The organism is Thalassomonas actiniarum (genome assembly GCF_000948975.2).
GTDB classification, from domain to species: domain Bacteria; phylum Pseudomonadota; class Gammaproteobacteria; order Enterobacterales; family Alteromonadaceae; genus Thalassomonas; species Thalassomonas actiniarum.
In genome coordinates, this window is the sequence record NZ_CP059735.1 from 6,226,435 (window position 1) to 6,239,542 (window position 13,108).

16 protein-coding genes are annotated in these 13,108 nt (G+C 49.4%); 6 read left to right on the forward strand and 10 right to left on the reverse strand.

What is annotated here, in order from left to right:
* Positions 1–304 precede the first annotated feature (304 nt).
* Positions 305–1,018, reverse strand: coding sequence for a pirin family protein (locus SG35_RS27025; RefSeq protein ID WP_044834224.1), 714 nt, complete (start codon positions 1,016–1,018; stop codon positions 305–307).
* Between the two features lie 378 nt (positions 1,019–1,396).
* Between SG35_RS27025 and SG35_RS27030 the strand changes: the two genes are divergently transcribed.
* The 6 genes from SG35_RS27030 (at position 1,397) to SG35_RS27055 (ending at position 5,051) form a co-directional block, all read left to right on the forward strand.
* Complete coding sequence (locus SG35_RS27030; protein WP_044834225.1) at positions 1,397–1,828, forward strand: GNAT family N-acetyltransferase; 432 nt, start codon at positions 1,397–1,399, stop codon at positions 1,826–1,828.
* A 114-nt stretch (positions 1,829–1,942) separates the two neighbouring features.
* Positions 1,943–2,737, forward strand: coding sequence for an alpha/beta hydrolase (locus SG35_RS27035; protein WP_053043215.1), 795 nt, complete (start codon positions 1,943–1,945; stop codon positions 2,735–2,737).
* A complete protein-coding gene (locus SG35_RS27040) occupies positions 2,730–3,254 on the forward strand; it encodes a GrpB family protein (protein ID WP_084692857.1) in 525 nt (174 codons plus the stop codon). The genes SG35_RS27035 and SG35_RS27040 overlap by 8 nt, the downstream gene beginning before the upstream one ends.
* On the forward strand, positions 3,244–3,669 hold the full coding sequence (locus tag SG35_RS27045) for an MAPEG family protein (protein WP_044834227.1): 426 nt from the start codon (positions 3,244–3,246) through the stop codon (positions 3,667–3,669). Before SG35_RS27040 ends, SG35_RS27045 begins: the two co-directional genes overlap by 11 nt.
* A gap of 12 nt (positions 3,670–3,681) precedes the next feature.
* On the forward strand, positions 3,682–4,059 hold the full coding sequence (locus SG35_RS27050) for an iron chaperone (protein ID WP_044834228.1): 378 nt from the start codon (positions 3,682–3,684) through the stop codon (positions 4,057–4,059).
* Positions 4,060–4,088: 29 nt separating this feature from the next.
* Positions 4,089–5,051, forward strand: a complete 963-nt coding sequence (locus SG35_RS27055) for an AraC family transcriptional regulator (RefSeq protein ID WP_044834229.1) — start codon at positions 4,089–4,091, stop codon at positions 5,049–5,051.
* Between the two features lie 106 nt (positions 5,052–5,157).
* Here the strand turns inward: SG35_RS27055 and SG35_RS27060 are convergent, their stop codons facing one another.
* The 9 genes from SG35_RS27060 to SG35_RS27100 form a co-directional block, all read right to left on the reverse strand.
* The gene (locus SG35_RS27060; protein WP_152646702.1) at positions 5,158–5,358 is read right to left on the reverse strand and encodes a hypothetical protein; all 201 of its coding nucleotides are present in this window, start codon (positions 5,356–5,358) and stop codon (positions 5,158–5,160) included.
* Between the two features lie 29 nt (positions 5,359–5,387).
* A complete protein-coding gene (gene ureG / locus SG35_RS27065) occupies positions 5,388–6,020 on the reverse strand; it encodes an urease accessory protein UreG (RefSeq protein ID WP_044834230.1) in 633 nt (210 codons plus the stop codon).
* Positions 6,021–6,066: 46 nt separating this feature from the next.
* The gene (locus SG35_RS27070; protein WP_044834231.1) at positions 6,067–6,792 is read right to left on the reverse strand and encodes an urease accessory protein UreF; all 726 of its coding nucleotides are present in this window, start codon (positions 6,790–6,792) and stop codon (positions 6,067–6,069) included.
* Complete coding sequence (ureE, locus tag SG35_RS27075) at positions 6,785–7,276, reverse strand: urease accessory protein UreE (RefSeq protein ID WP_044834232.1); 492 nt, start codon at positions 7,274–7,276, stop codon at positions 6,785–6,787. The genes SG35_RS27070 and ureE overlap by 8 nt, the downstream gene beginning before the upstream one ends.
* A gap of 28 nt (positions 7,277–7,304) precedes the next feature.
* Positions 7,305–9,008, reverse strand: a complete 1,704-nt coding sequence (gene ureC, locus SG35_RS27080) for an urease subunit alpha (protein WP_044834233.1) — start codon at positions 9,006–9,008, stop codon at positions 7,305–7,307.
* Between the two features lie 3 nt (positions 9,009–9,011).
* Positions 9,012–9,323, reverse strand: coding sequence for an urease subunit beta (locus tag SG35_RS27085; protein ID WP_044834234.1), 312 nt, complete (start codon positions 9,321–9,323; stop codon positions 9,012–9,014).
* A gap of 10 nt (positions 9,324–9,333) precedes the next feature.
* Positions 9,334–9,636 (reverse strand): urease subunit gamma, encoded by a 303-nt coding sequence (locus SG35_RS27090; protein ID WP_044834235.1) that lies wholly within the window; start codon positions 9,634–9,636, stop codon positions 9,334–9,336.
* 49 nt (positions 9,637–9,685) lie between these two features.
* Positions 9,686–10,630 (reverse strand): urease accessory protein UreD, encoded by a 945-nt coding sequence (locus SG35_RS27095; RefSeq protein ID WP_084692858.1) that lies wholly within the window; start codon positions 10,628–10,630, stop codon positions 9,686–9,688.
* Between the two features lie 401 nt (positions 10,631–11,031).
* Positions 11,032–13,056: a TonB-dependent receptor plug domain-containing protein gene (locus SG35_RS27100; RefSeq protein WP_044834236.1), complete on the reverse strand. Its 2,025-nt coding sequence runs from the start codon at positions 13,054–13,056 to the stop codon at positions 11,032–11,034.
* Positions 13,057–13,108 lie beyond the last annotated feature (52 nt).

A 13,108-nucleotide genomic window follows, 5' to 3' on the forward strand; every position in this document is an offset into this window, starting at 1 on the left:
AATGAGCAGGACAAAATGAAAACACCGCAAAAATCTGTTCTAAGTGTTCTGAATATCTGAATAATACTTAATTGCTAATACCTGAGATAAAACCACAATTAATTTGTTGATATTAATGGATTTAAATAACAACAAGCTATTCACGCTCAGCAATAAACCAAGTTAACATAAATAATTGTTAATTAATGTGATTACTATAAAACAGTATTGTTGAAAGGTAATTCAACCGGGGCAGACAAACAGGAAAAGACATAAAACCGGCCGGAGCGAACAACCGGTTCTATGTTGCTAACACAAGAAGAGATTAATGCTCGGGTGCATCAATAAGAACAACTTCACAATTACTCAGGGCGGTGATAGTCACGGTTTTACTTTTACTTACTTCGGCACCGTCTCCCTTGTTCATGATGCTCTTTGAGCTGCTGTCCTGGATCTCAAAAGTGCCGTCAGAGGCGAGAATATACGCCTGATGGTTAATGGTATGTTCAAACTTCACCCCTTTGGTCAGCTTACCGCCAAAAATCCGCGCTTTTTGATGAATAAACAGGGCATCTCCCTTATCTTCCGGGTAGCCGGAAACCAGGAGCTGCAATTCGGTAGACACCGCCTTGGTTGGAAAGATTTTACTGTCCCATCTCGGCTGAACGTTGTAACTGTCGGTTTCTATCCAGATCTGATAAAACGTCAGTGGTGTCTTGGTCAGGTTATATTCCGAATGTACTATGCCCCGTCCTGCGCTCATCACCTGGATTTCACCGGCTTGTACCGTGCCCTTATTGCCGGTGCTGTCCTGGTGGCTGATGGCGCCGGTACGGATATAACTGATGATTTCCATATTTTTATGCGGATGCGAACCAAAGCCGGTACCCGGTTGTACCCAGTCGTCATTCACTACACGTAAGGTGCCAAAGCCCATGCGTCTGGGATTATAATAATTGGCAAAGCTGAAATGATGGCTGGATTTAAGCCAGCCATGATTGGCTTTACCTAAACGGTTATAAGCATAATGCGTGATCATCTTTATTTCCTTGTGACTGGCGAGCAGTACCTGAATTGGCGCAACTGATTCGCTAAAGTGTGTTTTCGCTATTGCCCTTTGGTGAAATGAGCCCTGCTGGGGCGTGCACTTAACTGTGCTTAAGGGTTCCGCTCCAATAGCGCTGTCGGGATCTGGCATCATTGTAGGGATTTGCCTGAGCGGAAAAAGAGCGAATATCTGATTGAAGTGTTCTAATAATTTGAACATAGCCAACAGACAAGGTTATTTACATTTAAAGATCATAAGCTTATCGGCATTCAAATAGAGAAGCTGTTAACCTTACTATTAAAAAATAGCCACAACCACCCCTTCCCGGTTAAACATCAGCGTAAAGCAATCACCTGTATTGGAGCCCCTATGAAAATACAAACAGTAGTCAAAGAAGATCATCAGGAACTGGTGGACTTATGGGAGGCCTCGGTAAGAGCCAGCCATGACTTTTTAAGCGAAGCCGATATTGAGTTTTTAAAACCGTTAATTTTAAATGACTATCTCGATGCGGTAACCCTGAGGTGCATTAAAGATAACAGCCATACTATCCTGGGTTTTCTCGGGATCGCCGGGGGCAATATTGAAATGTTATTTGTGCTGCCCGCTAACCGGGGACAGGGGGTAGGTAAAGCGCTGACCCGTTATGCCATTGAAGAATTGGCTGCCACTAAGGTCGATGTCAACGAGCAGAACCCGCAGGCGCTGGCTTTCTATCAAAAACAAGGCTTTAAAATAACCGGCCGCTCCCCGCTGGACGGACAGGGAAAACCTTTCCCTTTATTGCACCTGTCGCTGTAGCGGCAATAGTGCCAATAAATTTTCCGGCCCGAAAGCCGGGACTTGTGCTAAGTTATAGCCAATAAAAACATCTGCCGCCAGGTAAAGGCGGCCGATAGATGCAAGAGCAAAAATATGAAAACAGGTACCTTAACCCGGCAGACATTGTTAAGTAACATTTATGCCGGTACCACCCGGGATTACTGGCTGTATGTCCCAACGCAATATTCGCCTGAGCATCCCGCCAACCTCATGGTGTTTCAGGATGGCGAAAGCTATCTCGACAGCAAGAAGCCCATGCAGGTACCGGCGGTCATGGATACGATGATCGCCGCCAACGAGATCCCGCCCACGGTTTGTCTCTTCGTCAACCCCGGAGAAGTGATCACGCCAACCAGGGCGGAACACCATCCCGACAGCCAGCGCAGCTTCGAATATGATACCGTCAGCGACCAGTACAGCCGCTTCCTGATTAATGAGTTGCTGCCACAGGCGCTTGCCGGACTGAACATAACCAAAGATCCCGAAAACCGCGTTATTGCCGGTTTTAGCTCGGGAGGCATTTGCGCCTGGTCGGTAGCCTGGTTCCGCAGCGATATTTTTGGCAAGGTACTGAGCCATTGCGGCAGTTTTGTCGATATCCGCGGCGGCGGCAAATACCCCTACCTGATCAGGAATGAAGCACCGAAGCCGATCAAGATGTATTTCCAAAGCGGCAGCCATGATCTCGATACCCGTTACGGCAACTGGGCTTTGGGCAACAAACAAATGGCGGCGGCCCTGCACTTTAAGGATTATCACTATCACTTTGAATTTGGCAACCAGGCACACAACCTGATCCACGGCGCGCAATTATTAAAAGAATCCCTGCTGTGGTTATTTGCCGGGAATAAAGAAACCAGTGCAGCCCCGGGGGAAAACCATGAGTGAAGATGCCATTTTTATCAGCGACTATAACCCCGACTGGCCCGGTTTGTTCCAGGCAGAAAAAAGCTTTTTATCCGGGCTGTTGCCGCAGTTTATCACCGGCAGCATTGAGCATGTCGGCAGTACTTCGGTGCCGGGACTGGCGGCCAAGCCGGTGATAGATATTATGCTCGGGGTAAAAAGCCTGGCAGAGTCCCAAGGGGCAATAGAGATCTTATCCGCCAACGGTTATTGCTATTATCCTTACAAGAGCGATGTAATGCACTGGTTTTGCAAGCCGACGCCGGAGATCCGCACCCACCACCTGCACCTGGTGCCTTTTAACAGCCCGTTATGGCTTGAACGCCTGGCATTTCGCGACCATTTACGTAATCACCCGCAAGATGCCGCAGCATATTGCGAATTAAAAAGGAAACTCGCCCGGGAGCACAGGCAGGACCGCGAGCTATATACCCAAAAGAAATGGCCTTTTATCCAGGCGCTGTTAACCAAGATTAAAGAGGGATCACATGCAAAATAATCTGATATTTTTACCTGTATTAGTCAATATCGCCATCGTGTTTGTCTTATATATCCGCCTTGCCAAAACCAAGGCGAAAGCGATACAGCAGGGTCAGGTCGACCAGGCAAGGCGGGCCTTACATGACGATGCCTGGCCCGACAATGTCCGCCAGATCAATAACTGTATCCGCAACCAGTTCGAACTGCCGGTACTCTTCTATGTGCTGACTTTTATCCTCTGGGCCATGGAGTTCACTAATCTTTATGTCCAGCTGATTGCCTGGGCATTTGTCTTTAGCCGCATCGCCCACGCCGTGATCCACACCGGATCCAACTATGTGCCCCACAGGAAAAAGGTATTTACTTTTGGTTGTATATTATTGATTTTGTTAACCTCCTTTATTGCCGCCAGCATTTTATTTCAAGCCTTTTAAACCGGAGCCGGTATGCAATACGATGTCACGACCCCCGAACAATATATCGCGGCCTTAGCCGACGACTGGCGCCTCGATACCCTGGAGCAGCTCAGGAAGCTGATTAAAACCTCGGCGCCTTTTTTAAACGAAGGCATAACATATAAAATGCTCAGCTACAGCGACCACAGCGGCAGCTTGTTTCACCTGAATGCACAAAAACATTATGTCAGCCTTTACGTCGGCAACATCAGCGCCATTGATGAGCAGGGAGAGTTATTGGCCGGTTTAGATCTCGGCAAAGGCTGTATCCGGTTCAAAAAGTCTGTACCTGTTGCCAATACCCAGATTCAGGCCTTTATCAGTAAAGCAATAGCATTACACCGGGCAGGCAAGAATATCGGCTGTTAACCCCAAGCTGTCCGTCAATAAATCAGCTCATGGAAAGCAAAAACATCAATCAGATTAATGAATATAAGCGCAGGATCAATACGGTATTGGATCATCTGGAGCAGCATTACGCCAGCGAACAAAGCCTGGAAACCTTAGCCGGTATTGCCAATTTTTCTCCCTTTCATTTTCACCATATTTTCAAAGCGATCGTCGGCGAGTCCCTGTATAAATATATCCAGCGCATCCGCATAGAAAAAGCCGCCCACCAGCTGAAGTACCAAAAGCAAAAATCGGTAACTGCCATCGCCCTGGACTGCGGTTTCAGCAACTCGGCTTCTTTCGCCCGCACCTTTAAAGAATATTTTGCCATGAGCGCTACCGCCTGGCGTAAAACACCGGAGCAGCGATTTAGCAAGAATTGCAAAGTACAAAGCAAAAGCTGGCAAAAGAACAGCATATCTTCCCTGTATATTGACCCTGAAACCAATCAAAAACAGTGGAATTTAGATATGTTAACCAGAAAAAATGTCACCATAGAAGTCAGTAACTTACCTGAGGTTCAGCTGGCTTATCTGCGCCATATCGGACCTTTTAAAGGCCAGCAGAAAAAGTGGGCGCAACTGTTTGAAAAATTAATGACCTGGGGGACCGCCCATGATCTGGTCAGCTGCCCCGGCACCCGGTTTTTTACCGTGTTTCGCGACGGGTTAAAAATCACGGATTTCGAAAAGTTTAAATCCGATGTCTGTATTTCCGTGCCCCCCGGCAGCAAGTCCGACGGCGATATCGGCATCTCGGTTTTGCCCGGCGGCAAATACGCCAGCGCCCACTTTGAAATTGACGCCGACGAATATCAGCAGGCCTGGGATATACTCTACAGTGACTGGCTGCCCGGCAGCGGTTATATGCCGGATGACAGGTGCGCCTTTGAGGAGTACCTGAACGATCCCAATCAGCACCCGCAAAACAAGCATGCTATTAAAATATATATTCCGGTAACCGCAATATAACTTAGGGTTTATAGATAAAAAACCGCCATATCAAACAGAGAAAACTTCTGCCTGATATGGCACAAAATATCTGGGGAGTCTTGCAGTCCCGTTAAGCCATTAGCCGTTACTTTTGTTTAAGGAATTTTCCCCGCCACCAGCCAATGACGTTGGCCAGTACCAACAAAACAATAACGGCTGAAATACCATGATAGAGATAGTGAGCCAAACCTTCTCCCAGCACATGATCGGTATGGGCCAGCGCCTGGCCGGAGATCAAACTGGCAATAAAAATGAAGGTTATTTTAATAACAGTGAATAGTCGCATCTTGCCCTCTTCTTGTTAAGGTTCATTATTTATGATTGAGTTACAGCTAACGGCTGCAACATGCCTTCGCGTTCGATAAAACCGATAATGTCACTCAGTCCCTGCTCGGTTTTCATATTGGCAAAAACAAAAGGTTTATCGCCGCGCATTTTTTTCGCATCCCGATCCATCACCTCCAGCGAGGCTCCCACCATATCCGCCAGATCGATTTTATTGATGATCAGTAAATCCGACTTAGTGATCCCCGGCCCGCCCTTGCGGGGAATTTTATCGCCGGCGGAAACGTCAATCACATACAGGGTCAAGTCCGAGAGTTCCGGACTGAAAGTCGCGCTTAAGTTATCGCCGCCGCTTTCCACCAAAACAAAATCCAGATCGGGAAAACTTTGCTGAAAATCATCTATCGCGGCCAGGTTCATGGACGCATCCTCGCGGATCGCGGTATGGGGGCAACCGCCGGTTTCCACCCCGACAATACGCTCCGCCGCCAGGGCATCGTGGCGGGTAAGAAACTCGGCATCTTCCCGGGTATAGATATCATTGGTCACCACCGCCATATCGTATTTATCCCGCAATGCCAGACACAGGCACCTTAATAGCGCGGTTTTCCCCGAGCCGACAGGGCCGCCGACCCCTATCCTTAATACTTGTTTTTTTCTCATCTCTTCTCCTAAAAACACTCAAAGTAAATTTCCTGCCAAACACTTTCTATGAACGAAAAAGGCGACTGTACTGGCTCTCATGCCAGGCACTGGCCATGGCGAGTCCAGGCAGGCTGGCGCCGATATCTTCATCAACAAGCTGGTCGGCCCGGCTCACGGCCTGTGCCACTTCCCGGCTTAAACTAAACAGCAGATTTTGTCCCTGGGTTTGTCCGAGCGGGATTAACTTGGTCGCCGCCGCCACCTGGTTATCGATAAAGGTCCAGCAATAGCCGCTTAAGGTGCTGGCCAGATCTATGTCCCACAAATAGGCCGCCAGGGCGAAAGCGCAGACAAAGCTGATTTCCGGCAGCTCAATTAACGCCTGATACCCGACAAGCTCTATATCATCCAACCCCGCCAGCAAACGCATCAGGGCCTTGCCCATGACCACATCCGCCAGCCGTAATTCCTTGCTTTCCCTGCAGGCAATCAGCTGTTGGTTCCAGTGAATAACCTGCGCCATATTTTGCTGGTCAATCGCAAGATATAACCGCTTTAGCAGTGCCAAATCGGTATAAGTGATGCCCTGGCACAGGTTCAAGGCAATCCAGCTGTGGGCACTGGCCTGGTCTTTTACCCAGTTTTTTTCTGTGGCGTATTCCAGCCCCTGGGAAAAAGAAAAACCGCCCACGGGTAAGTTGGCACTACACAGTTGCAATAAGCGGTTAAGCTGCAGCGGCGCCATAGCGGCCTGAGCAACAGCAGTCCCCCGTTCGCCACTACTATTCATGGGCATGCTCATGAAAATGGCCATGATGATGACCATGGCTATGCCCCGCACCATAGGCACCGCTTTCCGGCTCAAATATTTCAGGTTGGTGATTTAAGGTTAAGCCAAACCTTAGCACCAGCTCTGCCAGCACATGATCCGGTTGAAACCTCAGCCATAACTCCCCTACCTGAAGCCGGGTATGACGGTTGCCCAGGTGATAACACACCTTACTGAACGTTAGCCAGTCAGTAGCAACGGCCGTGGTCACAGACTCAGGTGATCCCAGGACTTCAATGAATTGGCCGCATTCGCTTTTTAACAAGTCGCCGATTTTTAACGGATGCCCCCGTTCGACAAAAATGGCAATCGCCAGCCCTTTGTCTGTAGTGCCTTTAATACGCGCCTTTTGCCGGGTATCAAAATCCAGGGTAATGCTGTCATCAATAACCTGCTGCTTATGGCCCGAAGACTTCAGCCCGAGGCGCTCAAATACTTGTAACATCTATCATTTCCTTCTGTTTCCCACGGCACTAAAACAGGCAATAACGCTGCGCCAGCGGCAACTCGGTTGCAGGCTCGCAGGTTAATAACTCGCCGTTGGCCCGCACCTCATATGTTTGCGCATCCACTTCCATTTTTGGCTGCCAGTTATTGTGTACCATGTCATTTTTACTGATATTGCGGGTATTGCGGCATTGCCCCACCATGCGGGTCATGCCGGTTTTTTCCGGTACCTGCGCCTCGATTGCCGCCCCGGATAAAAAGGTCATCGAGCTGGCAGCACTGGCCTGGCCAAACGAGGCAAACATAGGCCGGTAATAGACAGGTTGCGGCGTGGGTATGGAGGCATTGGCATCTCCCATGGGCGCGGCGGCAATAAAGCCGGACTTGATGATCAACGCAGGTTTAATGGCAAAAAATGTCGGTTTCCATAACACCAGATCCGCCAGCTTGCCCACTTCCACCGAGCCGACTTCATGACTGATACCATGGCTGATGGCGGGGTTGATGGTATATTTCGCCAGATATCGTTTGGCGCGAAAGTTATCATTAGCTTCCTTGTCCGGCGACAGCGGTCCGCGCTGCTCCTTCATTTTATGGGCGGTTTGCCAGGTGCGGGTGATCATCTCCCCCACACGGCCCATGGCCTGGGAATCGGAAGAAATCATGCTAATGGCCCCGAGATCATGGAGAATATCTTCTGCGGCGATACTTTCTTTACGGATACGGGAGTCGGCAAAAGCAACATCTTCCGGTATCGACGGATCCAGGTGATGGCACACCATCAACATATCCAGATGTTCGTCTATGGTATTGACGGTAAACGGCCGGGTCGGGTTGGTGGACGAAGGCAGCACATTTTCCTCGCCGCAGGCCTTGATGATATCCGGCGAATGGCCGCCGCCGGCCCCTTCGGTATGATAGGTATGGATAGTACGCCCCTTAAAGGCGGCTAGGGTACTTTCAACAAAACCTGACTCATTTAAGGTATCGGTATGGATCGCCACCTGGACATCATAAATTTCCGCCACCGACAAGCAATTATCGATGGCCGCCGGGGTGGTGCCCCAGTCTTCATGGAGTTTCAAGCCGCACGCTCCCGCCTTGATCTGCTCCTCCAACGCCTGTGGCAGGCTGGCATTGCCCTTACCGAGAAAACCAAAATTCATCGGCATATCATTGGTGGCCTGCAGCATCTTGGTGATATTCCACGGCCCCGGGGTACAGGTAGTGGCATTGGTGCCGGTAGCAGGCCCGGTGCCGCCGCCTATCATAGTGGTGACTCCGGACATCAGGGCTTCATCCACCTGCTGCGGGCAGATAAAGTGAATATGGGCGTCTATGCCTCCCGCCGTCACTATCTGGCCTTCACCGGCAATCACTTCCGTGCCCGGGCCGATTTCAATATCGACATTATCCTGGATATCCGGATTACCCGCCTTGCCGATAGCGGCAATACGCCCTGCTTTGATGCCGATATCCGCTTTAACTATGCCCCAGTGATCTAATATCAGGGCATTGGTGATCACCAGATCCGGACTTTCGACACTGGAGACTTGGCTCTGTCCCATGCCGTCACGGATCACCTTGCCGCCGCCGAATTTTACTTCTTCGCCGTATTCGGTGTAGTCGTATTCCACTTCAATCCACAAGTTCGTATCTGCCAGCCGTACTTTATCGCCCGTGGTTGGCCCGAACATATGGGCGTAAGCGTTTTTATCTATCGAAGCCATTTTTTAATCCTCCAGTTCGCCCATGACATCACCGCGAAAGCCATAGATATGCCGACGCCCGCGGTAAGCCACTAATGTGACTTCCCTTTCCTGCCCCGGCTCGAAGCGCACCGCCGTGCCTGAGGTAATATCCAGGCGGAAACCTTTGCTGGCCTCGCGGTCAAATTTAAGCGCCGGATTCACTTCGTAAAAATGATAATGGGAACCCACCTGGATCGGACGGTCGCCGCTGTTGGCGACTTTCAGGGTCAGTTTCTCCTGGCCGACATTAAGTTCGTGTACGCCGCCATCGGTCTTGATTTCACCTGGGATCATATTTCCTCCGTTAAACTATCGGCTCATGTACCGTCACCAGCTTAGTGCCGTCGGGAAAAGTGGCTTCAACCTGCACTTCCGCCACCATTTCCGGCACCCCTGCCATCACCTGCTCCCGTGTCAGTAAGCTGCGGCCAAAATCCATCAGCTCGGCCACGGTTTTCCCGTCCCGCGCCCCTTCGATGATTTCCATCGAAATATAAGCCACCACTTCCGGGTAGTTGAGTTTCAATCCCCGGCCTAAACGCCGCTCCGCTAGCAATGCCGCGGTAAACAGCAGCAACTTGTCTTTTTCTCTGGGTAATAGTTCCATATGTTTCCACTCGTATTATTTATTCGTTGTTCACACTTGCCCGGCAACATCAGGTAAACCAGATGCGCGGCTCGCTGATCTCCCGGTTCAGGCATAAGGGCCGCACCAGCTGCCAAATGCCGGTAAAGAGCAAGCGGCACTGCTGCGCGCTATTGCCAAGGTAGCGGGCCACTAAAATGCCATTGATATCGCTGATACTAATGTATTGCTGTGCCTGGTGTTGTTCCAGATGTTCCCGGATACCGTCGATCAGCAGCTGTCTTTGTTTACCGTCACCAGATAAGGCGCCGGCGGCAATGATAAAATTACCGAACACACTATTGCCGCCAAGCCCGGCGGGATGTGTTAATAGGCCATTGTCGGCGTTAATATGAATACGGTCGTGATAAGTTAATGCCTGCTCCAGGTAAATGCGGTTTACCTGGGTAAAACCACCGCTGTTAAAGGGCTGCTCCGATTTCGGCAGCCCCAGGCAAACGATATCCCAACCGAGATAACTGCTTTGACGGCTCAGATGAATATCCAGCGTACTAACGGCATCGGCGCCGTTATATACCAGGGTTTCCAGGGGAAAGTTTTCCAATACCGCCTGTTTGGCCAGCTTCACAGTGATCTGTTGGCGCTGCCTGCTCTCCCCCAAGCGGGTATCGCAACGCGCCCGGTAAAAGCGGTTGGCCCCCGGGGTGGTCAGCAGGGCATGGGCTTTTTCATCAACGGAGACAGAAATTGTCAGGCAGTCGCCGGAGACTATACCCGCGGGAGGATGTAACAAATACAGATGGGCGCAATCGGCCCCCTCGGGATAAAAGGCTTTTTGCACCGACAGGGGACCATGGCGTTTAACCGAGCTCAGTTTAGTGCCGTAAGCACCAAAGCTAAATTCCAATGCCAGCTTGGCAAACCAGGCTCTTTTTCCCTGAGTTGCAGCGCTTATCTTAGGGATAACTTCTGCTTTGTCCGGCGTATTTGCTGCAATGCGCTCTTCGGTCAACATATGCAGTCCGCCAGTTTACTTCCCGGCAAACTTTTTTGACCCGCTTGTTTTTGTTGTAACCGGGTTATCATCATCTCTTCCCTTTCCTTCAGGCAAAGCTTTATTACTTTTATGAATAAAGAATAATCGCTCCTTCGTTTGCACCTTTTTAGTGCCTGGTGATCACCGGCGCACCAAATTAGAGCATAGACTATTTTCAAGCATCCACCCGGTAGACAAAGTAGCCGCGCTTGCGGTCTTCGGCCTTTAGCAGCCAGCCAACCAGAACTTAGCTAAATAAAGCATTAAAAACATGAGATTAACTCACGACTATTCATATTCATCAGAGCAATTACTATGCCTGCAGCAGCTAAATAGCCGTGACAGGCTGTTTATACGGGCTTGGGAGAAGGAAATTATGGCTAGAAGGTAAAGTTTGCCTGCAGGCTAAAACTGCGCCCCTGATCGAGAAATTTTATCGGGTCCGGGCCCCTGGGATTGGAATAAAAGTTTTTATGATTAAAGGCATTTTTTATCGTTGCCGTCAGGGAAGCCAACCCGGCATTACCGAAAGTGAATTCTTTACTTTTCAGGATAATATCTAAGGTGTGATAACTGTCCACTTCGACAATTTCCCGATCGGCATTTTCATTAAAGGCCTGGGTATCCACTTCACTGGTATATTTTGTTATCGCACTGACTTGCCAGTGACTATCCAATATCCGGGTGATACCGGCCGCCATTTTTACCTCGGCAACATCCAGCTCTTCGGAAACATCAACACCGTTTAGCCAGAAGAACCCCTGATAGCGCTTTAATTGCCACTGCATGGAAAATTCGAGCCCATCGGCTTCTTTTTTGCCGATATTGCGATCTATGCCATCGGTAGACTGGCGATCTTCGGCAATAATATTTTTAGCTTCACTGTGATAGAGACTGAGCTTATAGCTGACAGCATTATTCGGCCTGTGGTCATAAACAAATTCCGTGGTGGTAATATCCGAGGGATTAAGATCTTTATTGGTACTTAATTCAAACAGGGTCGGCTCCCGAAAAGCTTCGCCATAAAGCAGCTTCACCGACTGGTTTGCACTGATATTATATTGCACTGCCCCCCTGACAGTATTAACGCTGCCGTATAAATCACTGTCATCATGGCGGGCCCCCAGCGTCAGCAAGACCTTTCCCTGCCAGAAGCTTTGCTGATCCTGAACATACAGGGATTTTACCTTATGCTCGAGAAACGGCTCGGTGGCATCAAAACTGCTGAGTTCAAATTGCGGTTTCGCCTGATCCAAATGTTTGTAGTTCAACCCCAAGATCAGATAATTATCCAATGCCTGATTGTTGATATCGTATTGCAGGGTATAGTTTTTCAGGTGGGTCCATTCCTGGGCAAAGCTCAGCAGCGGCGGCGGGTTGCCGAGATCTAAATTACGCAGGTTAAAGTCGTAAATGGTTCTTTCCCGCACAAATTGATAATCGAAAGATAACTTATCCTCGTTTTCCCGGGTTTTCTGATAACTCAGATAAGTACGCAGCTGATCTTTGGTTTCTTTGAAATTGCTATAAATCAACTCAGGATTCTCTATGCCACCGCCATCCCGGCTGTTGCGCACATCCACGCCGAGCTCCAGATGGCTTGAGTCGCTTAACTCCCTTTGGTAATTAAGCAACAGGTTCAGCCCTTCATTATCGTCTTTATAGGGGAAGCCGGCACGCATAAAACCAGCTCTGAGCTCCTGGTTCAAATGACTGTATTCATTTGTTAATACATAGTCAGAAAAATCCGGGTCTTTAAGATCCAGGTAGCTGGCATGCAGGCTTAAACCCCAAGGTTTTTCCCGGTGGATCCACGAGTAGTTGATTTGCGAGCTTTCCAGCTCATCTTCTCCCCTGGCATAGGTCATTGACAGTTGTTGTCCCGGTGCGGAATTGTCGCTGGTTTTAGTGACAATATTAATCAAACCGACAAAAACATCAGCGCCATAAAGAGAGGAGGCCGGTCCCTGGATCACCTCCACCCGCTTAACATTATAAAGGGGATATTGATGGACGACATGCGCCTTGTTGCGGCTGATTTCATCGGCATCCCGGCCATCGACCAGTATCCGGGTCTGCGCCCAGGTGCCGGTAAAACCTCTCTGTCCTCCCTGCAGCCAGGAATGGGCATCACCATATTCCACCCCGCAGGTATATTTGAGTACATCTTTAAGATCCCGAAAGCCATAACGGCTAAAGTCCTGTTCGGTAAAAATATACACGGTTGCCGGGATTTGGTTTAACGGCTGCTTATGCTTAGTGGCAGACGTCACTTTAAGCTCAGACAACTGCGCCAGGGAGAGACTAAAAAGCTTGTTGACATCTTCTTCTGCGCTGACAGCAAAACAGTTCAGTGCCAGGAGGTAGCAAGCAGCAGATAGGCCCGGGTGAAATAAGCATCGCATAAGGTATTGTCCAGTCAGAAGCTGACAATAACTATTTTAGCTTACCCTTTAT

What these genes read in the sequence shown, in the direction of transcription:
- SG35_RS27025 (WP_044834224.1), bottom strand. Translation starts at nt 1,018, where the DNA reads ATGATCACGCATTATGCTTATAACCGTTTAGGTAAAGCCAATCATGGC.
- SG35_RS27030 (WP_044834225.1), top strand. Translation starts at nt 1,397, where the DNA reads ATGAAAATACAAACAGTAGTCAAAGAAGATCATCAGGAACTGGTGGAC.
- SG35_RS27035 (WP_053043215.1), top strand. Translation starts at nt 1,943, where the DNA reads ATGAAAACAGGTACCTTAACCCGGCAGACATTGTTAAGTAACATTTAT.
- SG35_RS27040 (WP_084692857.1), top strand. Translation starts at nt 2,730, where the DNA reads ATGAGTGAAGATGCCATTTTTATCAGCGACTATAACCCCGACTGGCCC.
- SG35_RS27045 (WP_044834227.1), top strand. Translation starts at nt 3,244, where the DNA reads ATGCAAAATAATCTGATATTTTTACCTGTATTAGTCAATATCGCCATC.
- SG35_RS27050 (WP_044834228.1), top strand. Translation starts at nt 3,682, where the DNA reads ATGCAATACGATGTCACGACCCCCGAACAATATATCGCGGCCTTAGCC.
- SG35_RS27055 (WP_044834229.1), top strand. Translation starts at nt 4,089, where the DNA reads ATGGAAAGCAAAAACATCAATCAGATTAATGAATATAAGCGCAGGATC.
- SG35_RS27060 (WP_152646702.1), bottom strand. Translation starts at nt 5,358, where the DNA reads ATGCGACTATTCACTGTTATTAAAATAACCTTCATTTTTATTGCCAGT.
- ureG (WP_044834230.1), bottom strand. Translation starts at nt 6,020, where the DNA reads ATGAGAAAAAAACAAGTATTAAGGATAGGGGTCGGCGGCCCTGTCGGC.
- SG35_RS27070 (WP_044834231.1), bottom strand. Translation starts at nt 6,792, where the DNA reads ATGAATAGTAGTGGCGAACGGGGGACTGCTGTTGCTCAGGCCGCTATG.
- ureE (WP_044834232.1), bottom strand. Translation starts at nt 7,276, where the DNA reads ATGTTACAAGTATTTGAGCGCCTCGGGCTGAAGTCTTCGGGCCATAAG.
- ureC (WP_044834233.1), bottom strand. Translation starts at nt 9,008, where the DNA reads ATGGCTTCGATAGATAAAAACGCTTACGCCCATATGTTCGGGCCAACC.
- SG35_RS27085 (WP_044834234.1), bottom strand. Translation starts at nt 9,323, where the DNA reads ATGATCCCAGGTGAAATCAAGACCGATGGCGGCGTACACGAACTTAAT.
- SG35_RS27090 (WP_044834235.1), bottom strand. Translation starts at nt 9,636, where the DNA reads ATGGAACTATTACCCAGAGAAAAAGACAAGTTGCTGCTGTTTACCGCG.
- SG35_RS27095 (WP_084692858.1), bottom strand. Translation starts at nt 10,630, where the DNA reads ATGTTGACCGAAGAGCGCATTGCAGCAAATACGCCGGACAAAGCAGAA.
- SG35_RS27100 (WP_044834236.1), bottom strand. Translation starts at nt 13,056, where the DNA reads ATGCGATGCTTATTTCACCCGGGCCTATCTGCTGCTTGCTACCTCCTG.